Raw genomic sequence first — 22508 nt, forward strand, 5'->3', positions numbered from 1 at the left:
ATCAACAGTCTGGGGTTCTCCCATGCGCATCTTCGTGACCGGAGCGTCCGGCTGGATCGGCTCCGCCCTCGTCCCGGAACTCGTCCACGCGGGGCACCAGGTCGTCGGGCTCGCCCGCTCCGACGCCTCCGCCGCCGCTCTCAGCGCCGCAGGTGCGGAAGTGGTCCGCGGCACCGTCGACGATCTCGACGTGCTGGGCCGCTCCGCTGCCGCCTCGGACGGGGTGGTCCACCTCGCCTTCAAGCACGACATCGCCTTCACCGGCGATTTCCAGGGCGCTGCCGAGGCCGATCGCCGGGCCGTCGACACCTTCGGCGACGCGCTGGCCGGCACCGGCCGCCCGTTCGTCCTCGCCTCCGGCATCGCCGGCCTCAAGCCGGGGCAGGTGGCGACCGAGCGGGACATGCCCACGATCGACGGCTCACCCATGTCCATCCGCTCGGCCACCGCCATGGCGGTGCTCGCACTCGCCTCGCGCGGGGTGCGCTCATCAGTGGTGCGACTGTCTCCGACCTGCCACGGTGAGGGAGACCACGGGTTCATGGCGACCCTGGTCGCCATCGCCCGGGCCAAGGGTGTCTCCGGCTACATCGGCGACGGCGCCAACCGCTGGCCGGCCGTCCACCGCGTCGACGCCGCACGGTTGTTCCGCCTGGCGGTCGAGAAGGCCCCCGCGGGCTCGGTGCTGCACGGCGTCGCGGAGGAAGGCGTCGCGATCCGCGATGTCGCCGAGGTGATCGGCCGTCACCTCGATGTGCCGGTGACCTCGGTGACCCCGGAGGCCGCGCTCGAGCACTTCACCTGGCTGGGCGGCTTCCTCGGACTCGACGCCCCGGCCTCGAACGCGCTGACCCGCGAACTGCTGGACTGGCAGCCGGCTCAGCCCGGCCTCCTCGAGGACCTCGACAAGGGCCACTACTTCCACACCGTTCCTGAAGACTGAGCGGGAGCGAGGATCGGGTGACATGCGCAACCAAGGAACCGAACGGTGCGTCACGTCACGACAGGGACAGTGCCTTCCGGTGGGTCATCCGCTTTTCGCCCCACCACTACCAGCCATGCCGAGCCAGATCCGGACGCGGCCACGACGCCGGCCGGTACGGCCGACGCCCATCCGGGGCGTCGTGTGGGCGACCGCCACGCCCCGGTAGGCCCGCCGGCGACCCGCAGATTGATCCGCACGACGCCGTCCGGCCCGTACGTGAACACCTCCACCCCGGCAGCCGGGGGAGGCGCTGCCTCGGCGTCACGCGAATCGCCCACATGTTCCATAGCAGAGGTGGTGGCGGCATCCAGGCATGTGACGCTCAGCGATCGCCGATCAGGCGCAGTGGTAGTTGGCCTTGCAGCCCATGGCCAGTGAGCCCAGACACTCGTTGCTGCAGGGATGGCCCGCGAGCGGGGATGCGTACCATCTGCTGGCGAACGACTCTGGATGTATGAAGACCATGTGGTCCGGGATGATCCAGTTCGGGCTCGTCACTGTGCCGATCAGGCTGTACGCGGCCACGGTGGAGCATCCCGTGCGCCTCCACGAGATCCATGTCGCCGACGGCAGCCGGATCGAGCATCGCCCCTTCTGCAAGGGTGAGAACCGGGAGATCCCCTACGAAGAAGTCGGCAGGGGACTTGCCCTGGCAGACGGGCGCGTGGTGCCGCTCACCGAGGAGGACCTCGCACACCTGCCCCTGCCCACAAGGCGGACCATCGACGTGCTTGGTTTCGTGCCCTTCGAGGACATCGACCCGATCAGTTTCGGGCGGCCGTACTACGCGGTTCCCGGACCGGGCGATGACCGCCCGTACGCCCTGCTCGTCGAGGCACTCGCCCGCACCGGCTACGTCGCCGTCGCCGAGCTCGCCCTGCGCAGCCGGGAGCGCCTGGCGCTGCTCCGGCCCCGCCATGGCATGCTCATCCTCCAGACCCTCCTGTGGCGGGACGAGCTGCGCGACCCCGGAGACCTCGCACCCTCCACCCCGGTCACCGAGCGGGAGCTGGAGCTGGCCGAGGTGCTGATCCGGGACCTCACCGGCATCAACGTCGGCGATGTACACGACGACTACGCCCACGCCCTTGATCAGCTCGTGGCCGCAAAGATCACCGGCGGTGAGCTCGCCGAAGAGCCGGCGGAGCCCACTCCGGCGCTGGACCTGATGGCAGCACTGGAGGAGAGTGTCCGGGCTGCCGAGCGGGCGCACGAACGCCTGCGGCATCGGCCATAACCGTTGCGCGGCCGGCCATTACTGGGCGCGTGACCGGACAACACACGTATCCAGGCATTACACACGCAAAACGCCGCCGGCGCGCCCACTGCACCACCTCTCCTCAGGTCGCCCAACCCTCCGGCAACCGGGCACCACCGCCCCCCGTGTGCCCGGGCACCCTCCCCCGCTCAGCGTCCCGAATCCAAGAGCGGGGAGGTGGGGGGCGCTGTACGGCCCACCGATCCGTATGTCGAGGGTTGTCTCCGGCTACCGCGGACTCAGCCCTCGGTGGGAATGTCGATCCCGATAGCTGCCTGGAGTCGTCGGTCCAGCCGCTGTCCCACGGTCCTGCAAGAGACTTGGCCGCCTCGCCACGTTGGACACGGACATGGCCACCGAGAACCCATGGGGCGGCGATTCGTCGAGGCGGTCGCGGAGGCGGCCGGCTCCCCGATCGGGACGGCGGAAGACCGAGGCCGGGGCGCGCATATGGAACGACGGCGCGCGCGAGGCGAGCCGATGGTGCGGACGGGAACCCACCCGCTCGCGCGCGGGTCCGGCGCGCGCGGCCCCGGATTCGGAGGCGGGGTGGTGATTGAACGTTTCAATCACCACCCCTTCTATTCTCGCGCAGCCGGTCGGCATCGACGAGGGGCTGGTCCTGTCGTCGGGCGGCCCCTACATCGCGACGCTGGTGCTCGCACGGTCGGATCGTCCCAGTTCATGGCAGCGTCCCCGCCCGCCATCCGTAACTCGGCACGCTGAAGACCCGATTCCTGGGCGAGTGATCGGTGCGCAATCCCTTGCGCGGCGACGGGCGCCGCGTTAAGTTCCCCTCGTCTGAGTCGATTCAATACTCCGCGGCGCCCACCCGACGCCGCGAGTCCGCACTCCGCACGGCCAGCGCGATCCCGGCTCCCCGCCGCCCCGTCCGTCCGCCGCAGCCCGTCCACGCCGGTCCTCCCCGCACTGCCCTGAAACGCCGGCTGCCACCGAGGAGCGCACCACACCATGTCATCCGCCCACGGAAAGACCGTGGCCCGCCCACGGCACAGGAGCGTCCTGCTCACCACCGCGACCTTGACCGCCCCGGTCCGCCGCCGCGCCCTGCGGGGCAGTGGCCGCACCCCCAACGACGCGCCCCCCACGCCCTGCAGCACCTGACGGTCGGTGACCAGTCCCGGCCCGGCCGCTGGGGATCGAGGGCACGCCGCGGTTCGGCTGGCAGCCCCAGGTCGTCGACCGCGAGGAATCGAAGTCCGCCTACGAGATCGTGGTGACTCGCCGCCACCGGGTCCGATGCCGCGCAGCAGACCGCCGCTGACCAATTGCCTGGTTGCCCGGGGCTAGCCACCGGGACCTTGGCCGCCCAGGGGACAGGGCGGAGGTGGCGCTGCCCCCCGGGCCAGGAGGCTGCCGACCGCCGCTCGGTCGCGGAAATGGCAGATACACAGCCACAGCGCGTCCAATCGAGCGACGTCGAGCCCGTTACCGAAGCCAGCGTTGCCGCTCGCGTGAATCCGTGGCTGCCCATCAGTCACCTATCAGCCATCACAGGGAGCACATCCATGGAACGCCAATTGCGATTCGACCGCCGGACGGTCCTCCGAGGATTCGCCGGCGTCACGTCGGCAACCCTGATGACGCGGGTGCTCCAAGGAGAGGCGGCGGCCGCCCCGAGGACGCCGTCGGCAGGGCAGCCTGAAGGGAGGATCGATCGGCACGCGCTCGTCACCCGCCATCGGGTGGTGCGCCACGCCAGCGATCTCGACCTGCCCGTCCAGGTCGGGAATGGCCGCCTCGCCTTCGGCGCCGATGTCACCGGGCTCCAAACCTTTGTCCCGTTCAACACGCTCTCCGACTGGGGCTGGCACGTCGATGCGCTGCCGCCCGGGAAGCAGGTCTCTGACTACCGAGGCACCATCTGGGAGACCTATGGACGCGACGTCTACTACTGGACCGGAGACAAGAACCAGCCTGAACTCAACAACTGGCTTCGCGAGAACCCGCATCGGGCGAATCTTGGACGGATCGGCCTGCGGCTGCTGAAGACGGACGGCACGGAGGCCAAGGAAAGCGATCTGACCGACGTCGTACAGGAGCTTGATCCCTGGACCGGCCTGCTCCACAGCCAGTTCCGGCTTGAGGGCACTCTCGTCACGGTTCAGACGGCCTGTCACCCCGGAGCCGACGTTGTCGGGACGCGGATCCGATCGGACCTGGTCAGCCAAGGGCGCCTGAGTGTGTTCCTCGACTTTCCCTATGCGACTCGCGCCGGACTCAACAAGTTCGAAGCACCGTACGTCGGTTTCTACGACCTCCCGGAACTGCACTCGACGGATCTCCGTGGCACTGTACTGACGCACACGATGGACGACACCCGATACCAGGTCGGGCTGTCCTTGTCGCCCGGCGCCCGTATCGCCCGCGTCGACCCCGCGCAGCATCGTTACGAGATCACAGGTCGCGGCGGTGAAGTCGACGTTGCCGCGCTGTTCACGCCCGAGGTCACAGGACGGGTTCCGTCGGCAGCCGACGTGATGAGTCAGAGCGAGATCTGGTGGCCACGATTCTGGCGGACAGGCGGCGCGGTAGACCTGTCCGCCAGCACCGATCCGCGTTGGAAGGAACTGGAACGACGCATCGTCCTGAGCCAGTACCACCTTGCGGTCAACGACGCCGGCAATGAGCCGGCACAGGAGTCCGGCCTGGTCAACAACGGCTGGTACGGCAAGTTTCATATGGAGATGTATTGGTGGCACGCCTTCCACCACGCGCTGTGGAACCGGTGGCCGCTGCTTGACCGGAGTACCGCCATCTACGAGCGCTTCCTGCCCACCGCGCGCCGGCGCGCCCAGTCGCAGGGCTTCCGTGGGGCACGGTGGCCGAAGATGACGACAGCGTACGGCGATGCGATCGGCCGCGAGTCGCCCGGTGAGCCCACGGCCCTTCTCCTGTGGCAGCAGCCGCACTCACTGTTCCTGGCCGAACTCGACTATCAGGCGCACCCCAACCACAGCACCTTGCGCAAGTGGCAGGAAGTCGTCCACGAGGGCGCTGAGTTCATCGCTTCGTTCGCGAACCGCGACGAGCGCGGTCGGTACGTGATCGGACCGCCGATCATGTGCTGCAACGAGCGCAACGACTCCGAGTCGACCACGAACCCCACCTTCGAGTTGTCCTACTGGAAATTCGGACTCAGAATCGCCCAACAGTGGCGGGAACGGCTGGGGCAGGGGCGCGATCCGCACTGGGACGACGTCCTCGACCACCTTGCGCCGCTCCCGGCCGAGGACGGCGTCTATGTGTTGTACGAGGGCGTGCCGGACATGTGGACCAAGCACAACACCAACCACCCGGACCCCATCGCCGCATACGGCATGCTGCCCGGCGACGGTGTCGACGTCGCCGTCATGCGGGCGACCACGCAGCGCGTCCGGCAGACATGGCCCGTGACCGACCTGTACGCCTGGGACTTCCCTCTGCTCGCCCTCAACGCAGCCCGGCTGGGGGACACCGCGTCCGCGGTCGACTACCTGCTCCACGAGCGCTACCGGTTCACGGACACCGGCCTGCCCGCGAGCGGCAAGAGCGGTGTGCCGTCTCCGTACTTCCCCTCCGCTGGGGGCCTGCTGTACGCCGTCGCGATGATGTGCGCCGGGTGGAGCGACTCGCCGTCAGGTGAGCCTGGAGCGAGCGGGCGAAGCGGACGAGACGGCAGCGCTCCCGGCTTCCCGCAGCAAGGGTGGGCTGTGCACTGGGAGAATCTTGCGCCCGCCCTGTAATCGAGCCGGGCACGCCGTCTCTGCGGGACTCTGGCTGATGCACACCGGCAGCAGCCTCAGTGCCGTCCTGACCGGTTCGGTGATGGCAGATCGTCGCTTGAAGGTCCGGGCCTCGGGCAAGACTTCGGAGTCCAGGACGCGGCGAACCAGTCAGCGCGGGATGCCCCACCGTCGGGCGATCCCCTGAACGGACGGGTGTCGCCCGTCCGTTGGGGTGGATTGCCCATCTCACCGCTCTGCCTGCACCGAGTCCCACGTTGTGGGAAGGAACGACCAAGGCCCATTTCACACGACGATCCGGCTTCCCAGATGACGAACAGCCTTCACGCGCTCAAGGCTGCCGGCTGGAGATTCATCGGATCTCTTTGGCGCGTCTGCTCTTGCCGTCCCCCGACTTACGACAGAGAGGACCTCCTCCATGCCCGGATACGACGTCACCAGGCGCGGCTTCCTCCACCGAACCGGCGCGATCAGCGCCGGCGCCGCGCTCGCATCGCTCGCAGGCCGGCAGACAGCGTCCGCATCGACCGCCGCTTCTGCGACCCCACTGCTCCAGGCGCCTGGTCCGTATGTTGCGACCCGCGAGTCACTGGCAGCCCACACCGCACCCCAGTGGTTTCGCGACGCGAAGTTCGGCATCTTCATCCACTGGGGCGTCTACGCGGTCCCCGCGTGGGGCGTCGACGTCGCGTACCACGGTGCGGAGTGGTACTCGTACGCGATGCACATCAGCGCCCCGGACCAGACCTATCAGCACCATCTGCAGACCTACGGCGCCGACTTCGACTACGACCGCTTCATCCCGCGGTTCCGGGCCGAGCGCTACGATGCCCGGGCCTGGATCGAGCTGATCGAGCGCGCCGGTGCACGCTACTTCGTGCTCACCTCCAAGCACCATGACGGCTTCCAGCTCTTTCCCAACTCCGCTTCCGACCGGAACTCGGTCGTGATGGGGCCGAGGCGGGACCTGGTGGGAGAGCTGTTCCATGCGGCACGTACCAGCCACCTCAAGCGCGGGATCTACCACTCCCTCGGCGAGTTCTTCAACCCTGCACTGCAAACGCCGCCGTGGAACCCGTACACCAAGGCGCCGATCCCATACGTCGGGTACAAGCCGGTCCAGAACTACGTCGACGAGTATCTGCACGTCATGCTGAGGACCCTCGTCGAGGCCTACGACCCGGACTTGCTGTGGGCCGACGGCGAGCACTGGCATGCCGATCTCGGCGCCGGCCCGGCGTTCAAACCGAAGGACATGGACTGGCGCGGCGATGAGATCCTCGCCTACTACTACAACCAGGCCACCACCCGGCCGCATCCGAAGGAAGTGCTCGTCAACGACCGCTTCGAGGCCAGTCATCGAGACTACGCAACGCTCGAGGGCGACAAGTCGAGCTACGCGCTGCGGGCGGACAAGTGGGAGGCATGCCTGACGCTGGGCCGCTCCTGGGGCTACGACACGAACGAGGATCCGGCCTCCATCAAATCGTCGCCGCAGATCGTGCGACTGCTCGTCGACATCGTCAGCAAGAACGGCAACCTGCTCCTCAACATCGGCCCGAAAGCCGACGGAACGATTGCCCCCTGGCAATCCGAGCGGTTGCTGGCCGTCGGCGCATGGCTCGACAGGAACGGCTCAGCCATCTATGACACCGTTCCCTGGAGCCGTGCAGCAGACGGCGACCTGCGCTACACCGTCTCCGACCGCTCGTTCAACGTCCTGGGTCTGAACTGGCCCGGTGCACTCCTCACCGTGCCGGCGGACCTGCCGGTCGACGCCCACTCGCAGATCAGACTGCTCGGCGCGGAAGGACACAAGATCCCCTTCCGGCGTACCGGCTCGGGCGTAGATATCGAGCTTCCGGACCGTAACCCGAACGGCGACGACTACCCGTTCGTTCTGCGGATCACGAACAGCTGAGGATTGACCGGACCCAGATACGTCTGTCGACCTGAGCCAGCCGGGGCACCGCCGCGTCCAACGATGCGGAGGTGCCCCGCCTACGGCCTACATCCTGGACCAAGGTGGCCTCTCGCCCAGTCAGGGCGGGAACGACACGGCTGCTGGAGGCGCGGCAGGAGTCCGCCGCAACGGGAGATCCCGCGCCGCACGGCCCACTACTGAGCCAAGTTCGTGCTCCCTGTGATGCTGACGATCCGTATGGAGGTAGGGCCCTTGGTCGACTGCCCTGACGCCGCGGCGGCCGCGATCGCAGCAGCCCCCGGCCGGCCCCGGTGAGTGAATGCGGCAGCACTCCGGCGTCCGGCAGCAGCGCGCCGGGACGGGACCCGGCAGGGCCCACGCGGCGCAGGCCGAACAGGCGGGCAAGAAGCGCAAGGCCACCTGGCCCGAACGGAGCAAGGGCAAGGCTCACACTCGACCTGTGGGTTTCCTTGGCTCTGACGCTGTGGGGGAGGCCTGGGGGAAACCGGACGGTCTCACGGCTCGTCCGGGCGTCGGCGCACCTGGTTGAGCGCGACCTAGTTACCTTGGCTTCTGCGAACGGCCCAGTAACTTCGGTAACGATGGGGTCACCTCAAGCGTCGGCAGACCTTCAAAGCCCGGACACGGCGATGACCGCGGTGATCGCGGCCAGTGCGGTGCGAACCGCCTCGCCGAGCGCTGCGGCGGATCCTTGTTCCTCGTCGATCACAGCGAGACGTGTCTCGGCCGACGACGCATTGGCGTCCGGGAGCAGGACGGCTCGGAGGCCCGTATGGTCCAGCATCGTGATCAGCACCGCCGTCCGCTCGTCGCGCTCTCGGTCCTGCAGCAGCATGGCGGCCAACTTCCCGCGCAGCGCTGCGGGCACCGCGGGGTCCGTGACCGGGTACCTGATTGATCCGAAGGCGCCCAGTATCCGTCGGCCCTCCTTGGGTACCAGGCGCTTCGCCAACAGCCCGTCGAAGGCGGCGGTGACGACGTAGGCAGGAGGCGAGGTCGGCGGCTCATCACTCACACGGGGCGAAGCCATCGAAGACGCCTCGAAGTAACCGCCCATCCACCGGAGGCCACCCCGTGGCACAGGGCTTCTCGACATCCGTCACGCCGTCATGGTGCCCAGTGGGCAGGGTCGGATGCCGGCAGGGTGCCGGGAGGTGACGGCCGCATGGGCGCGAGGGCAGGTGGTGTGCCGCAGGAACCTCTCGAACGGCGGCTCGCCACTGGCCCGGGCGGCCGATGCGGGTTCCCATGGGGCTCAGCTGTCAGGTGGCCGATCGCGATCTGGTCGCTCGCTCCGGCAGTGTCCACGTTTGAGCCACGTACCCATTGAACGGTGAGACGCGGGTCACACGAGGGATGTCACAGACCGGGGCGGGTTCTACGTCTAAGGAAATAACCGAAGCGACCGCGACGGGAGGAACTCATGAAGCTCAAGGATCGGCCTGACGCGCTGTCGAAGTCGCTACCAGGCAGCGCCGGAGCGGACAACATGCTCTCGGTGTACAACTCCATGGCAACCTCACTGGTCAAGGTCGCGGCACACGGCGGAGCTTCCGCAGTGAAGCGGGACCCAGCGTGAAGGCTCGGATTACGGGGGACGCGTTCAAGATCGACGCCAGCCTGAGTACCGGGCCTTGAAGCTCACCTCGACGCAGATTCTCACTCACACAGGAGTCAAGATGAAGCTCACTCAGCTCGTCGCAGCAGCCGTTGCGGCCGCTGCCGTTGTCACGGCCGCCGGCCCGGCCATCGCCGCCACCCCTGCGAACTGGCACATCGACAACACCCCGACAGTCACCACCGCCAACCAGTTCAACGACGGCGTCCCCGGGGTCGCGCCAGCCAACTTCCACGTGACGGCTGGTCCCGCGGTCACGCCAGCCAACTTCCACGTGACGGCCGGTCCCGCGGTCACGCCAGCCAACTTCCACGTGACGGCTGGTCCCGCGGTCAGGCCAGCCAACTTCCACGTGACGGCCGGTCCCGCGGTCACGCCAGCCAACTTCCACGTGACGGCCGGTCCCGCGGTCACCCCAGCCAACTTCCACGTGACGGCCAGTCCCGCGGTCACTCCAGCAGCTGGCGTCCAGAAGTGCTGACGCATTGACAGCGATCCGTGCAGCCGATCCGGCCCCGGTGGACCTGTCCGGTCACAGCACAAGGTCGGAGAGTGGCGGCGGATCGGGCCAGCCAGGGGAGGACTCTCATCTGAGCTCTGTTCAGCAAGCACCGGGTCTGATCGTGTCGGTCGCGGCTGTGCAATGGCAGAGCGGCAAGCGCGAACAGAATGGCAAGTCCAAGCAGCACGATCGCCTCGGGCACGGGCTGCTTGGCGCGCCAGAGCTGGACTGCCAACCCGATCCAGGGCACGCGCAACCGTGCTACCCCTTGGGGTGCCGTGGGCCGAGTCCGGTGTGGAGTTGGCGTCGCCTTTGGTGATCAGGTCGTTGTTGGGACGTAGCGGGTGGACCCGATGGGTGAGCAGATGGCTGGGTCGGGTGGGGTCCTGGGCCGGCACGATGTGGGGGTGCGCTGGCGGCTGGGCCTGACCTGGATGGGCCGGCAAGGGGCACGCCGACCCGTTCGGTGCGAGCTTGTGACGGCACGGTCGCTGAGGTGGCTTCGCTTGGTCAGCCTGCTGTCGGGCTCTGCGGGGCCTACGCCCGCGTGAACCCGTGGCTGCGCTCCACTTTCGCCACGTGCAGCGTGTAGCTCTGGTACCACTCGTCTTGTCCGCGCTTTTGCGCCGCGCGGTGTTCGGCGTTGCACCGCCACTCCGTGAGGGCGTCGGCGTCGCGGAAGTACCCGACGGTGATGCCGAGCCCGCCAGGAGTCTGCGCGTGGTCCATCCCCAGGAACCCGGGGACGTCCCTCACCAGGTCTTCCATGCCTGCGTTGGTCTCGCTGTAGCCGCTCTGGTTCTGGGTTCGCACCGTGGTGAAGACAGCCACGTAGTAGGGGGGTTCATAGGCCTCGACGGGCGCGACAGGCGCTTCCGGGTGATCGCTCATGGCGCCACCGTAAGGCGGGATGCGCCCAACGATCCAGCGTCTTTTCCGAACGGGATACATAAGGCGTCGGGCTCTTGACCAAAGCTGTCTGAGCACTCCTCCAGTTCTCGGAAACGGCCACGAGCCGGCCGGCTCACAGAACGGCGCGAGGATGGGGAACACCATGGGGAACGTGAGCTGATGCGGCACTGGCGTCCGTCGCCCACGCCGAACCACCGCCCCTTCCCGCCGCCCGGCGCGACCGCACGCGTCTCTCCAGGCCGCCGTGCCCAGGGACCCGAAAGCGACGGACCAAGAGGAGTGTACGTTCGTACATTCAGGAGCGTACGATCGTACACATGACGACGGACCACTTCGCTGACGACCCGCGCACCAACCTGGAACGCATGCTCGCGGGCGACCTCTACATCGCCGACGACCCGGAGATCGCGCGCAGGCAGCGGCTCGCCATGCGGCTCGCCGCCCGCTACCAGGCAGCCTACCTGGAGGACCCCGGCCAGGCCCGGCCGGTCCTGGAGGAGCTGCTCGCCTCGGTGGGCGAGGACGTCGAGGTGCGGCCGCCGCTGTACGTCGACTACGGCAGCAACATCACCATCGGGGCCCGCACCTTCGTGAACTACCACCTCACCGCGCTGGACGTCGCGATGATCACCATCGGAGAGGACTGCCAGATCGGGCCGAACGTCCAACTCCTCACACCGACCCACCCCGTTGAGCCGCAGCCGCGGCGCGACAAGCTGGAGGCCGCCCTGCCCATCACCATCGGGGACAACGTCTGGCTCGGCGGCGGTGCCATCGTCTGCCCCGGCGTGACCATCGGGGACAACAGCGTCATCGGCGCCGGCGCCGTCGTCACCAAGGACATCCCCGCGAACGTCGTCGCCGTCGGCAACCCCGCCCGGCCGGTCCGCGGCATCTAGGAGTGCACCGCAGATGGCCACCGGACGCACCGATCCGCAGCGGCGGGAGCGGATCCTCGCCGCCACGCTCGACCTCATCACGGACGAAGGCGTCGCCGGCGTCTCCCACCGCAAGATCGCCACTCGCGCCGACGTGCCCCTCGGATCGATGACCTACCACTTCACCGGCATCGACGACCTGCTGCGCCAGGCCTTCACGCGCTTCGCCGACCACATCGTGGCCGTCTTCGAGCAGCACCTCGGCCGGGCAGACAGCCCCGAGCAGGCCCGTGAAGCCGTCACCGACCTGATCGACACCCTCGCAGAAGGGCCCCGGCGCGATCTCGTCCTCGCCCAGGAGCTCTACACCCTCGCGGCTCGCCACGACGAATACCGGGAGCTGGCCCGGCAATGGATGCGCCGCAGCCGCCACCTGCTGCAGCAGCACTTCGACGCGGACACCGCCCGCCAACTGGACGCGCTGATCGAGGGACTGACCCTGCACCGCGCCCTCGACGGCTCACCGCACGACCGTGAACTGACGCGTCAGGCCGTCGTCCGTATCACCACCGCCTAGGTGTGCTGTCCCGGGACGTTGATGACACGCGTGCTGGGTGCTTGAAGACCCTTCCGTCTGCTGGTTGCGTCTACGACCTCCGGTGGCCGGGACGATCGCCGGACGACGTGTGTGTCCGGTCGGCCGGGTCGGCCTGCCGGGCTGTGAGCGCCGCTTCGAGGGACGGGTAGATGGGCAGGATCTCGGCCAGTCCGCTGGCTTCCAGGATCCGCTCCACCCGCCCTTCGGGACACACCAGGCGCAGCTCTCCCCCGTCCTCGTCCAACAGCGCGCGAGCGGACATGAGGGGATGCAGTGCGTCGGAATCCGTGTACGTCAGCTCGGACAGGTCCGCGATCAGGTTCAGGGGGTTCTTGTGCTTCGCGGTCACGGCGGCCACGAAGTCACGCAGCTCCTGGGCGGTGGTGGTGTCCAGTACCCCTCTGATCTCCATCACGGCCCAGCCGTTCTCCCAGTGCGACGCCAGGAACAGAGCCATGATCCTCTCTCCGTCTCCTGCTGCTCGGCGCCCGCCGCGGGGCCTCCGCGAAACGCGGCGCCTCGGTGCGACGGCCTCGTGCCGTGTCGTCGATACCGTCGATTCTCCTCTCGTCGGCCCGTTCTCGCTTGTCTCCCGCCGTCCGGCCGCTTCGGGATCCATCTGTCCGGGTCGACGCCCGGCCGACCGCGGGGGACGATGAAGGCGTCCCCGAGTGCCTCCCGTGAGTCCCTGTACGCCACCGTCGGAGGCTTGACAAGGACAAGCTCGAGTATTTACTCAAGCTATGTAGGCGAGGAGGGCCGAAACCGCAGCTCGCAGTGGGCGGGGAGGTGGCCCGCCCGGAGGCGCCGGACCGTGCCCGGCGCCGTGCCGGTACGTCGTCGTACCCGGCACCCCAGCTCCCAGGATCCCTCTGCGCGCAGGGCCGGCCCACTGGGACCCCAGTCGGTGAACAGGGCCCTGGCCGCCAGGGCATGCACGAGGAGGGAGAACGCAGATGGCGCGCTCAGTCGGCATCGACCTCGGCACGACGAACTCGGTGGTCTCGGTCCTCGAGGGCGGCGAGCCCACCGTCATCACCAATACGGAGGGCGCGCGGACCACCCCGTCCGTCGTGGCCTTCGCCAAGAACGGCGAGGTGCTCGTCGGCGAGGTCGCCAAGCGGCAGGCCGTGACGAACGTGGAGCGCACCGCGCGCTCCGTCAAGCGGCGCATGGGCGATCACGGGTGGCGATTCCCGGAGCGCGGCAACATCGACGGCAAGCAGTACACGGCGCAGGAGATCTCCGCGCGCGTGCTGCAGAAGCTCAAGCGGGACGCGGAGGCGTACCTGGGCGAGGACGTCACCGACGCCGTGATCACCGTGCCCGCGTACTTCGACGACGCCCAGCGGCAGGCGACGAAGGAGGCCGGGGAGATCGCGGGGCTGAACGTCCTGCGGATCATCAACGAGCCGACGGCGGCCGCGCTGGCGTACGGACTGGACAAGGAGAACGACCAGACCATCCTGGTCTTCGACCTCGGTGGCGGTACCTTCGACGTCTCGCTGCTGGAGATCGGCGACGGTGTCATCGAGGTGAAGGCCACCAACGGCGACACCCACCTCGGGGGCGACGACTGGGACCAGCGGATCGTCGACCACCTGGTCAGCCGGTTCAAGAACGGCTACGGCGTCGACCTGTCCAAGGACAACATGGCCGTGCAGCGCCTGCGCGAGGCGGCGGAGAAGGCCAAGATCGAGCTGTCCAGCTCGTCGGAGAGCACGATCAACCTGCCCTACATCACCGCCTCCGCCGAGGGCCCGCTGCACCTGGACGAGAAGCTCACCCGCGCCCAGTTCCAGCAGCTCACCGTGGACCTGCTGGAGCGGTGCAAGAAGCCGTTCCACAACGCGGTCGGCGATGCCGGGATCAAGGTGTCCGACATTGACCACGTGGTCCTGGTGGGCGGTTCGACACGCATGCCGGCCGTGACCGAGCTGGTGCGCGAGCTCACCGGCAAGGAGCCGCACAAGGGCGTCAACCCCGACGAGGTCGTGGCCGTCGGCGCCTCGCTGCAGGCCGGTGTCCTCAAGGGTGAGGTCAAGGACGTCCTGCTCCTCGACGTCACCCCGCTGTCCCTCGGCATCGAGACCAAGGGCGGCATCATGACCAGGCTGATCGAGCGCAACACCACGATCCCGACCAAGCGCTCGGAGATCTTCACCACGGCGGAGGACAACCAGCCGTCGGTGCAGATCCAGGTCTACCAGGGCGAGCGCGAGATGGCCGCGTACAACAAGAAGCTGGGCATGTTCGAGCTGACCGGTCTGCCGCCCGCACCGCGCGGGGTGCCGCAGATCGAGGTCGCCTTCGACATCGACGCCAACGGGATCATGCACGTCTCCGCCAAGGACCTCGGCACCGGCAAGGAACAGAGGATGACGGTGACCGGTGGCTCGGCACTCCCCAAGGACGACATCGACCGCATGGTCCGCGAGGCCGAGCAGCACGCCGAGGAGGACCGGCGGCGGCGCGAGGCCGCGGAGATCCGCAACCAGGCCGAACAGCTAGTGTACCAGACGGAGAAGCTCATCAGGGACAACCCCGACAAGATCCCGGCCGACGTGAAGAGCGAGACCGAGAGGGCGCTGGCGGACCTGAAGGAGAAGCTCAGGAACGAGGACACGGAGGCGGTCCGGCAGGCCTACGACCGGGCGGCCCAGGCGGCCCAGAGGATCGGCACCGCGCTGTACGAGCAGTCGCGGGCGGAGACGGCGGCAGGAACCTCCGGGTCCACCTCGTCCGCCGGCCCGGACGACGAGGTCGTGGACGCCGAGATCGTCGACGACGACAAGCCGGAGGCGGGCTGATGGAGAACGGTCGGCTGCAGACCACGGACCCCACACAGCTGCAGCGTCTGCTCCGGGAACGCACGGCGGACCTGCAGCGGGTGAAGGCCGAGTACGACAACTACCGCAAACGGGTGCACCGGGACCGCATGGCCGTGCGCGAGATCGCGGCGGCCAACGTGCTGCGCGCTGTCCTGCCGGTCCTGGACGCCGTCGACCGCACCTGTGCACACGAACCCATGAGCCCCGGTCTCAGGGACATCACCGACACCTGTCGGACCCAGCTGGGATCCCTGGGACTCCAGGCGTTCGGGGAGGAGGGCGACGCGTTCGACCCCGCCTGTCACGACGCCCTGACCCATCATGTCGCTCCGGGCGCCGACCGGCTGATCTGCACGAAGATCCTTCGCCCCGGCTACCGGCTCGGTGACCAACTGCTGCGTCCGGCCCATGTGGAGGTCACCGGGCCTCCGTCACCCGCCAGGAACTTGCTCGCGGACGACCATCGGGAACACGAGGACGGCACAGACAGGGACAGCGCACGCCCCCGTCCCCTCGGACCGATCGGCCCGGGGCATGGTGATCCGGGGACCGTGGCATAGGGCGCCTGCCGGCCCAGCCTTGTATCCGTGACTCCTGTGCGCTTTCGACGGGTGCGCACGCGCCGCACGCGCGGTTCTCCGGATGCAGATGCGAGGAAAAATCTTGGAACACATCTTATCTGCAGTCTCTTCGAGCCGTTTGACGTGGCATGTGCGTTTGCGTGTGGCGGGTATTCGGGTACGGTGCTCCGGGAGGTGGTAGCCCGTGAGCCAGTCCCTCGCAGCTGCCGACAGGGCCGCCGGTCAGGTGGCCGAACTCGTCATCACCGGCGACCTGGCCCGGCCGGCCCGGATGACGGTGTCCGACCTGCTCGCCTGGCCTCAGCACCAGGCGGAGGTCGCCTTCGAGTGCGCCACCAGCGGCATCCAGCACCACCGCTTCACCGGACCGCTCCTGCACGACGTGCTCACCGACACTGGACCCGCCTTCGACCTCGCCCGCCGCAAGGACCGTCTGCGCTTCCTGATCGCCGTACGCGGCGCGGACGGCCACCACGCGGTGCTGTCCTGGGCGGAGATCGACCCGGACTTCGGCGGCGCCCCCGTACTGCTCGCGGCCACCCTCGACGACACCCCGCTCGACCCGGTCGGACCGCAGCTGGTGCTCCCGCAGGACCGCTGCGGGGCACGCCACATCAGCGGCATCGACGCGATACGGGTGGACGGCGGCTACTCCGCGATGAGCCGAGCCTGGTGATCCGGCACAGGCGCGACCTCCTCGTCTGATGATCCGTCGAAGGGCTCTCTGCGGCCTCTTCCGACCAACTGTTCGCGGCGCGCCCGCAGGCCGCCCAAGCCGCCTCGGCCGCCCGGACCGACTGCACCGCAGGCTGCGCCACGACCGTGTGCCCGAGGGCGGCTGGTCGTGGGAGCGGCTGCAGCCGTGAGGACCGCGGCCCGCTACCAGGACTGCTCACGGTTCCGACACCCCCCGCGTCGCGGGCCACACCCGGTCGCGTGTCGGGGGCAGTTCGGCGCAGCGGACGCCGGCGCGTCACGAGGGCCCTGATGCCATGAGGGGTCCGCTTCCTGCCCCGGTGCTTCATCGTCGCGGCTGCCTGGTCCGGCTCTTGATGCATCGGTGAGTGCGGGCGCAAGCTGACAGCGTGGGTTCGTCCGAGTCGGACGTGGGGGGATCCTGGATGGGGCGTGTGTCCTTTTTCCGGTGGCTGCTGGCGACCGGCTTGGTGTTGATCGGGTGTTCCGTGGGTTTCTACTGGGCCGCACCGGGTTTCCCCGAACTGCGGCAGGTGGACCTGGTGGTGCTCGACGAGAAGCCCGACGGGGCCTGCACGGTCCGGTGGACGGATCCGTTCAGCCACCGTGAGCGAAAAGGGCCCTACCTGTGCGACCCCGAACGCGATCCGATCCTGAAGGCGCCGAACTACGACGGCTCCGACTTGGGTTGGGAAAGCGGGTTCGTGGTCGACGAGGGGTCGGACAAAGGGCAGCTGTACTCACTGGAGAGGGACGGTGACACCACCGACTGGCAGATCGGCCTCTCGGACACGCTGCTGGTGGGCGGGCTGCTCCTGACCGTGGTGGGCTTGATCGGTTGGAACATCGGTTCACTGACCTGGGTGGGTGGCGTGGACCCGGAGGTCATCCGCCGGGCGAGGCGGCTGGAGGACGCCGCCGCCCTGGTGACCCAGGACTACGGGCGGGCCGTGGACGCGGTGGTCGAGGCGCGGGCGTCGTTGCACCGGGAGTTGGTGGACGAGGAACTCGGCCGGATGCCGGTGGCACGGCTGCGGGACGTGGCCGGCCGACGCCTTGCTGTCGGCGAGTTGGAGAAATGCGGCATGCACACCGTGCGGGAGGTGCTCCATGCCCCACCCTGGGAGGAACTCTCCGGTGTGGGACCGCGTACGGCCGTACGGGCCGTCGCCGCCGCGCGGCGGATGGCCGACGACGTGAAGAAGACCGTGCAGGTGCGCATCGATGCCGACCGGCCCCAGCAGGGGACGGCGGCCCTGCTCGTCGCTCTGCAGGTGCTGGTGGAGGCGGGCCCGCGGGCGCGGAAGGCGGCGGAGGCGGGCGGCGAACTGACCGCACGGCTCGAGCCACTGCTGATCGAGGCCGCACCCGTCCGCGGGCGGAGACAGATGTGGCGCGCGGGGCGGGAACGGCGTCGCCGTGCCCTCGCCGCGGCCGCCGAGCTGCGTGTGCTGCTGGACGCGGCCGAACGGGACCGTATGCATCAGCAGTTCGCGCAGGCATCGGTCGATCTCCTGCGCGGGCCGGAGAGCGATTCGTCTGTCCTGTCGGCCTGGGTGGACTTCGAGATGCGTCCCCAGGAGTACTACGACCTCCTGCGCACGCCACTGGTCGGTGGCGCCACCCGGGAGGTGGACCGATAGCGTGCCGCAGGTGATGGTGGGCACCGAACACACCCGGCTGGTCGTCCTGCGCGGCAACAGCGCCTCGGGCAAGTCGTCTGTCGCGGTCGGCCTGCGCGAGAGGTTCGGCCGCGGCCTGGCCCTGGTCGGCCAGGACAATCTCCGCAGGATCGTGCTGCGCGAACAGGACCGGCCCGGTGCGGCGAACATCGGCCTGATCGACCTGACGGCGCGTTATGCCCTGGACGCCGGCTACCACGTCGTCGTCGAAGGCATCCTGTACGCCGACCACTACGGCGCCATGCTCGCCCGGCTTCGCGCCGACCACCGCGGCCCGACCCACAGCTACTACCTTCACGTGCCGTTCGAAGTGACCCTCGCCCGGCATGCCACCAAGCCGATCGCCGGCGACGTCGGTGAGACGCAGCTTCGGGAGTGGTACCGGCCGCTCGATCTCCTGCCCGGCGGAGTCGAGACCGTCATCGGTGCCGGCAGCACGCTCGCGGCGACCGTCGACCGCATCATGCTCGACACGGGCCTGGCCGGCCTCCCGGCCCTGGACCGCTGACACCGCTCCTCGGCCGTCATCGCGCGGTGATCACCGTCACCGATCCCCGGCCCCGGCTGCGCCGGCAGGAAAGCCGAGCCGCATGATGCCCCGACGTCCCCGTCCTCGTCACCAATCGCAACGGCGATGTCTGGACGCCTACGGGGACGAGGGCATCTACGGCGGTCACCCCGCCGAGCCGGACGGCGCCGACTGGATCGTGACCAGCCGGCGCAGACTGCGTGTCCCGGACGAGTCGTCCTGCGATGCGGCCAGGGGCGCGACGGAACCCTCTGGCTGCGCGGCGGCGACACCTGGCCATGCAGCGAGGCATGAAGGCCCGGTTGTCGCGAGCGGCTTCGGCCGTCGCTCGGCAGGGCTTTTCACGTACGACTTCGTGACCATGAGTGTCACTGGGGTAGCGATCTGCGATAAGGAGTTCGTCCCCGGGCCGCTCGTGGCGGATGCGTTCGCCGGGAATGCGGCGACGGGTCGCCCTGTTGAACGGTGCAGCTGACATGTTCGAGTCATTCCGACTCGCATGGTGGCGGAAGGAGCACCTCATGGCACGCAGCACCGTGCGGCCCGTCGTCAAGCTGAAGTCGACGGCCGGCACCGGAGTCACCTACGTGACCCGCAAGAACCGTCTGAACGATCCCGACCGGCTGGTCCTGCGCAAGTACGACCCGGTGGTGGGGGAGCACGTCCTCTTCCGCGAAGAGCGCTGACCCCGCCTCCGTCGCCCCAGGAAGGAAACCCCATGAGGCCCGGCATCCATCCCGTCTACCGTCCGGTCGTCTTCCGCGACCGCGCGGCAGGCTACCGGTTCCTGACCCGCTCCACCGTCGACACACAGCGCACGGTCGAGTGGGAGGACGGCACCACGTATCCGGTCGTCGACGTCGAGATCTCGTCGGCGAGCCACCCGTTCTACACGGGCACCACGCGTGTTGTGGACACCGCGGGACGTGTGGAGCGCTTCGAGCGGCGCTACGGCGCCACCGCTTCCGTTCGCCGCTGACGGCGGACCCCGTTCGACCTTCCGGAAGGAGACGGCGATGAAGGTGCGCAAGTCCCTGCACTCGTTGAAGACCAAGCCCGGCGCCCAGGTGGTGCGCCGGCGGGGCGTGACGTTCGTGATCAACAAGAAGAACCCGCGGTTCAAGGCCCGCCAGGGCTGAGAACCGGGGCTGCGAACCAGCCTCGCCGCAGTCCGTCGGCCCGGCACCGCGATGGCGGTGCCGGGCCGCTCGTTCGGGGCATCGCCGTACGGTCGGCACGGGGCGACGGGATCGCCGACCACTGTCGGGCCGGAGCGGGGTCGTCTTAACCGGACGCTCCACGGGTACCCGGGCGCAGCAGTCGAGCGATGCAACGGAGGCACACTGATGAGCACGGTCAAGGAAACGGTGGAAGTAGACGTCCCGCTCCACACCGCCTACAACCAGTGGACGCAGTTCGAGGACTTCCCGAACTTCATGGAGGGGGTCGAGGAGATCACCCAGCTGGACGACCGCCACAACCACTGGACCACCAAGGTCGCCGGCGTCAGGCGGGAGTTCGACACCGAGATCGTCGACCAGCTTCCCGACGCGCGCATCACGTGGCGCACGACCACCGGTGACCTGGGGCAGAAGGGCATGGTCCGCTTCGAGCGCGTGGACGACACCCACACCCGGGTGGAACTCGTGATGGACGTCGAGCCCAGCGGAGCCGCCGAGAAGGCCGCGGATCTGCTCGGCACCATCGACCGGCGCGTCAAGGGCGACATGAAGCGCTTCAAGCGGTACATCGAGGAGCGTGGCGGGGAGTCCGGGGCATGGCGCGGGCGCATCAAGCCCGGGGACACCGGCGGCCCCATCTGACACCGAACCGCGAAGTCCTACGAGGCGACGGGTGGCCGGCCCTGCGGCCGGCCACCGCCCGGACGACCGGTACCGGACGGAGGACCGGGTCACCGTGCGGACGGCCGGCGTCGTTGGCCGCGTCGAAGATGTGGGCGCGGCCCCGGCTCGGCCAGGACGGCAGGGCTCCGGCTTGCCACCGCCCTCGCCGCCGAGCCCCCCGCACCGTCCCCGCCGGTCGCCCCATTCGGTGGACTCAGCTTCAGAAGCGCGGACTTCCACACTCGACGGACCTGACCGGCCCTCGGATACGCGGAGCCGTGGCAGCCCGGCAGTGGCTTGTCAAAGGCCTCCGCCTCGGTACGGCGAGGGCGGCATTACGCGGGCGCGGCCCGCGGCGTCTCCTGCTCGCGTTGGTACGCGGCGAGGAGGAAGTGCCAGATCTCGCTGACGGTCGGGAACGGGGCGATCGCGTGCCTGAGCCGTTTGAGCGGGACCTCGCCGGCGACCGCGATGGTGGCGGAGTGCAGGAGCTCGCTGACGGCGGGGCCGACGAAGGTCACGCCGAGCAGGATGTCCCGGTCGAGGTCGATGACCAGCCGGGCATGGCCCGGGTAGCCGTCGGCGTAGAGGTTGGCGCCCTGGGCGGCGTTGAAGTCGAGGTCGACGGTCTTGATCCGGTGGCCGGCGTCGGCTGCCTGTTCGGCGGTCAGGCCGACCGCCGCGGCCTCGGGGTCGGTGAAGAAAACCTGGGGCACGGCGTGCTGGTCGGCGGTGGTGGCGTGGTCACCCCAGGGGGAGTCGTCCAGCGGACGGCCCGCGGCCCGGGCTGCGATGGCGTCACCCGCGGTGCGGCCCTGGTACTTGCCCTGGTGGGTGAGCAGGGCGCGGTGGTTGACGTCGCCCAGGGCGTACAGCCAGTCGCCGTCGACGCCCTCGACCAGGCAGGTGGTGTCCACGTCCAGCCAGGAGCCGGGGGTGAGGCCGACCGTGTCGAGGCCGATGTCGCCGGTGGCGGGCGTGCGGCCGGTGGCGAAGAGGACCTCGTCGGTCTCCAGTTCGCTGCCGTCGTCGAGGGTGAGGGTGACCGGCCCCTTCGGGTCGGGGCGGCGCAGGGCCGTCACCTGTACGCCGATCCGCACGTCCACGCCCGCCGCGGTCAGGCCCTCGGCGACCAGCTCGCCGGCGAAGGGCTCCAGGCGGGGGATCAAGCGACGCCGGGCGAGCAGCGTGACCCGGGAGCCGAGGCCCTGCCAGAGCGTGGCCATCTCCACGCCGACCCCGCCGCCGCCGATGACGGCGAGCCGGGCGGGGACGGTGCTGGAGTCGGTGCCCTGCCGGTTCGTCCAGGGCCGTGCCTCCTCGATGCCCGGGACGTCGGGCAGATTCGGCAGGCTGCCGGTGGCGACGGCCACGGCGTGCCGGGCCGTGAGGCTCTGGCGTGAGCCGTCGTCCCGGGTGACGGTGACGCGGCGCGGCCCGTCGAGGCGGCCGTGACCGCGGAAGAGGTCGGCGCCGATGGACTTCACCCACTGGACCTGGCCGGAATCGTCCCAGTCGCTGACATAGCGGTTGCGGCGGGAGAAGACGCCGTCGGTGTCGAGGCGGCCGGTGACGGCCTGCCGGGCACCGTCCACGCGGCGCGCGTCGGCGACCGCGATGACCGGTCGCAGCAGCGCTTTGCTGGGGACACAGGCCCAGTAGGAGCATTCGCCGCCGACGAGTTCCCGTTCCACGACAGCCACGGAGAGGCCGGCGGCGCGGGCGTGGTCGGCGACGTTCTGGCCGACCGGACCGGCTCCCAGCACGATCACGTCGTAGGCGGGCCGTTCCTGGGTTCCGTGGGGTGCGCTCATGATTCTCCTCGCATCACGATCGGTGCTGCTTGTGAGCTGTCCGTGGGATCGCCCGACGACGATCGGCGTCGTGCCGGCCGGGCCGGTCT

22 protein-coding genes are annotated in these 22508 nt (G+C 69.1%); 18 read left to right on the forward strand and 4 right to left on the reverse strand.

Annotated elements, in window-relative coordinates; translation table 11 throughout:
- Window positions 1-22: 22 nt before the first annotated feature.
- From BZY54_RS12350 to BZY54_RS12365, 5 genes are all read left to right on the forward strand, one after another.
- Window positions 23-943 (forward strand): SDR family oxidoreductase, encoded by a 921-nt coding sequence (locus BZY54_RS12350; RefSeq protein ID WP_086725212.1) that lies wholly within the window; start codon window positions 23-25, stop codon window positions 941-943.
- A gap of 496 nt (window positions 944-1439) precedes the next feature.
- Entirely contained in the window at window positions 1440-2222 is a 783-nt protein-coding gene (gene ku, locus BZY54_RS12355; protein WP_158103847.1) for a non-homologous end joining protein Ku, read from the forward strand.
- A 993-nt stretch (window positions 2223-3215) separates the two neighbouring features.
- Complete coding sequence (locus BZY54_RS50825; RefSeq protein WP_158103848.1) at window positions 3216-3368, forward strand: hypothetical protein; 153 nt, start codon at window positions 3216-3218, stop codon at window positions 3366-3368.
- 275 nt (window positions 3369-3643) lie between these two features.
- On the forward strand, window positions 3644-5989 hold the full coding sequence (locus BZY54_RS12360) for a hypothetical protein (protein WP_244217121.1): 2346 nt from the start codon (window positions 3644-3646) through the stop codon (window positions 5987-5989).
- 418 nt (window positions 5990-6407) lie between these two features.
- On the forward strand, window positions 6408-7910 hold the full coding sequence (locus BZY54_RS12365) for an alpha-L-fucosidase (RefSeq protein WP_086725215.1): 1503 nt from the start codon (window positions 6408-6410) through the stop codon (window positions 7908-7910).
- A 634-nt stretch (window positions 7911-8544) separates the two neighbouring features.
- Here BZY54_RS12365 and BZY54_RS12370 read toward each other — a convergent pair.
- Window positions 8545-8964: a GOLPH3/VPS74 family protein gene (locus tag BZY54_RS12370; RefSeq protein WP_158103849.1), complete on the reverse strand. Its 420-nt coding sequence runs from the start codon at window positions 8962-8964 to the stop codon at window positions 8545-8547.
- Window positions 8965-9357: 393 nt separating this feature from the next.
- Here BZY54_RS12370 and BZY54_RS50830 point away from each other — a divergent pair, with 393 nt between their 5' ends.
- The gene (locus BZY54_RS50830) at window positions 9358-9513 is read left to right on the forward strand and encodes a hypothetical protein (RefSeq protein WP_158103850.1); all 156 of its coding nucleotides are present in this window, start codon (window positions 9358-9360) and stop codon (window positions 9511-9513) included.
- 55 nt (window positions 9514-9568) lie between these two features.
- A complete protein-coding gene (locus BZY54_RS12375) occupies window positions 9569-10033 on the forward strand; it encodes a hypothetical protein (protein WP_143668044.1) in 465 nt (154 codons plus the stop codon).
- Window positions 10034-10591: 558 nt separating this feature from the next.
- On the opposite strand, the gene BZY54_RS12380 is transcribed toward BZY54_RS12375, so the two are convergent.
- The gene (locus tag BZY54_RS12380) at window positions 10592-10945 is read right to left on the reverse strand and encodes an antibiotic biosynthesis monooxygenase family protein (RefSeq protein WP_086725218.1); all 354 of its coding nucleotides are present in this window, start codon (window positions 10943-10945) and stop codon (window positions 10592-10594) included.
- Window positions 10946-11283: 338 nt separating this feature from the next.
- Between BZY54_RS12380 and BZY54_RS12385 the strand changes: the two genes are divergently transcribed.
- Together BZY54_RS12385 and BZY54_RS12390 are read left to right on the forward strand one after the other, a co-directional pair.
- A complete protein-coding gene (locus BZY54_RS12385; protein ID WP_086725219.1) occupies window positions 11284-11865 on the forward strand; it encodes a sugar O-acetyltransferase in 582 nt (193 codons plus the stop codon).
- 13 nt (window positions 11866-11878) lie between these two features.
- Window positions 11879-12421: a TetR/AcrR family transcriptional regulator gene (locus tag BZY54_RS12390; protein ID WP_086725220.1), complete on the forward strand. Its 543-nt coding sequence runs from the start codon at window positions 11879-11881 to the stop codon at window positions 12419-12421.
- A gap of 70 nt (window positions 12422-12491) precedes the next feature.
- On the opposite strand, the gene BZY54_RS12395 is transcribed toward BZY54_RS12390, so the two are convergent.
- The gene (locus tag BZY54_RS12395; RefSeq protein WP_158103851.1) at window positions 12492-12899 is read right to left on the reverse strand and encodes an STAS domain-containing protein; all 408 of its coding nucleotides are present in this window, start codon (window positions 12897-12899) and stop codon (window positions 12492-12494) included.
- A 499-nt stretch (window positions 12900-13398) separates the two neighbouring features.
- Here BZY54_RS12395 and dnaK point away from each other — a divergent pair, with 499 nt between their 5' ends.
- The 9 genes from dnaK (at window position 13399) to BZY54_RS12440 (ending at window position 20584) form a co-directional block, all read left to right on the forward strand.
- Window positions 13399-15252, forward strand: a complete 1854-nt coding sequence (dnaK, locus tag BZY54_RS12400) for a molecular chaperone DnaK (protein WP_086725222.1) — start codon at window positions 13399-13401, stop codon at window positions 15250-15252.
- Window positions 15252-15833, forward strand: a complete 582-nt coding sequence (gene grpE, locus BZY54_RS12405) for a nucleotide exchange factor GrpE (RefSeq protein ID WP_086725223.1) — start codon at window positions 15252-15254, stop codon at window positions 15831-15833. Before dnaK ends, grpE begins: the two co-directional genes overlap by 1 nt.
- A gap of 205 nt (window positions 15834-16038) precedes the next feature.
- Window positions 16039-16530: a molybdopterin-dependent oxidoreductase gene (locus BZY54_RS12410; protein WP_086725224.1), complete on the forward strand. Its 492-nt coding sequence runs from the start codon at window positions 16039-16041 to the stop codon at window positions 16528-16530.
- A gap of 508 nt (window positions 16531-17038) precedes the next feature.
- Window positions 17039-18193, forward strand: a complete 1155-nt coding sequence (locus BZY54_RS12415) for a hypothetical protein (protein WP_244217122.1) — start codon at window positions 17039-17041, stop codon at window positions 18191-18193.
- 13 nt (window positions 18194-18206) lie between these two features.
- The gene (locus BZY54_RS12420) at window positions 18207-18740 is read left to right on the forward strand and encodes a kinase (protein ID WP_208640634.1); all 534 of its coding nucleotides are present in this window, start codon (window positions 18207-18209) and stop codon (window positions 18738-18740) included.
- Window positions 18741-19282: 542 nt separating this feature from the next.
- Window positions 19283-19447 carry a 50S ribosomal protein L33 gene (gene rpmG / locus BZY54_RS12425; protein WP_086725227.1) on the forward strand — a complete coding sequence of 55 codons (165 nt, stop codon included), beginning with the start codon at window positions 19283-19285 and terminating at the stop codon, window positions 19445-19447.
- A 32-nt stretch (window positions 19448-19479) separates the two neighbouring features.
- The gene (locus BZY54_RS12430; protein WP_086725228.1) at window positions 19480-19740 is read left to right on the forward strand and encodes a type B 50S ribosomal protein L31; all 261 of its coding nucleotides are present in this window, start codon (window positions 19480-19482) and stop codon (window positions 19738-19740) included.
- A 37-nt stretch (window positions 19741-19777) separates the two neighbouring features.
- Entirely contained in the window at window positions 19778-19900 is a 123-nt protein-coding gene (gene ykgO / locus BZY54_RS12435; RefSeq protein WP_086725229.1) for a type B 50S ribosomal protein L36, read from the forward strand.
- Window positions 19901-20107: 207 nt separating this feature from the next.
- A complete protein-coding gene (locus BZY54_RS12440; RefSeq protein WP_086725230.1) occupies window positions 20108-20584 on the forward strand; it encodes an SRPBCC family protein in 477 nt (158 codons plus the stop codon).
- A 356-nt stretch (window positions 20585-20940) separates the two neighbouring features.
- Here BZY54_RS12440 and BZY54_RS12445 read toward each other — a convergent pair whose 3' ends face one another.
- Window positions 20941-22419 (reverse strand): dihydrolipoyl dehydrogenase family protein, encoded by a 1479-nt coding sequence (locus BZY54_RS12445; RefSeq protein ID WP_086725231.1) that lies wholly within the window; start codon window positions 22417-22419, stop codon window positions 20941-20943.
- Window positions 22420-22508: the final 89 nt, after the last annotated feature.

This window comes from Streptomyces carpinensis, from assembly GCF_002154505.1.
Taxonomy (GTDB): domain Bacteria; phylum Actinomycetota; class Actinomycetes; order Streptomycetales; family Streptomycetaceae; genus Streptomyces; species Streptomyces carpinensis.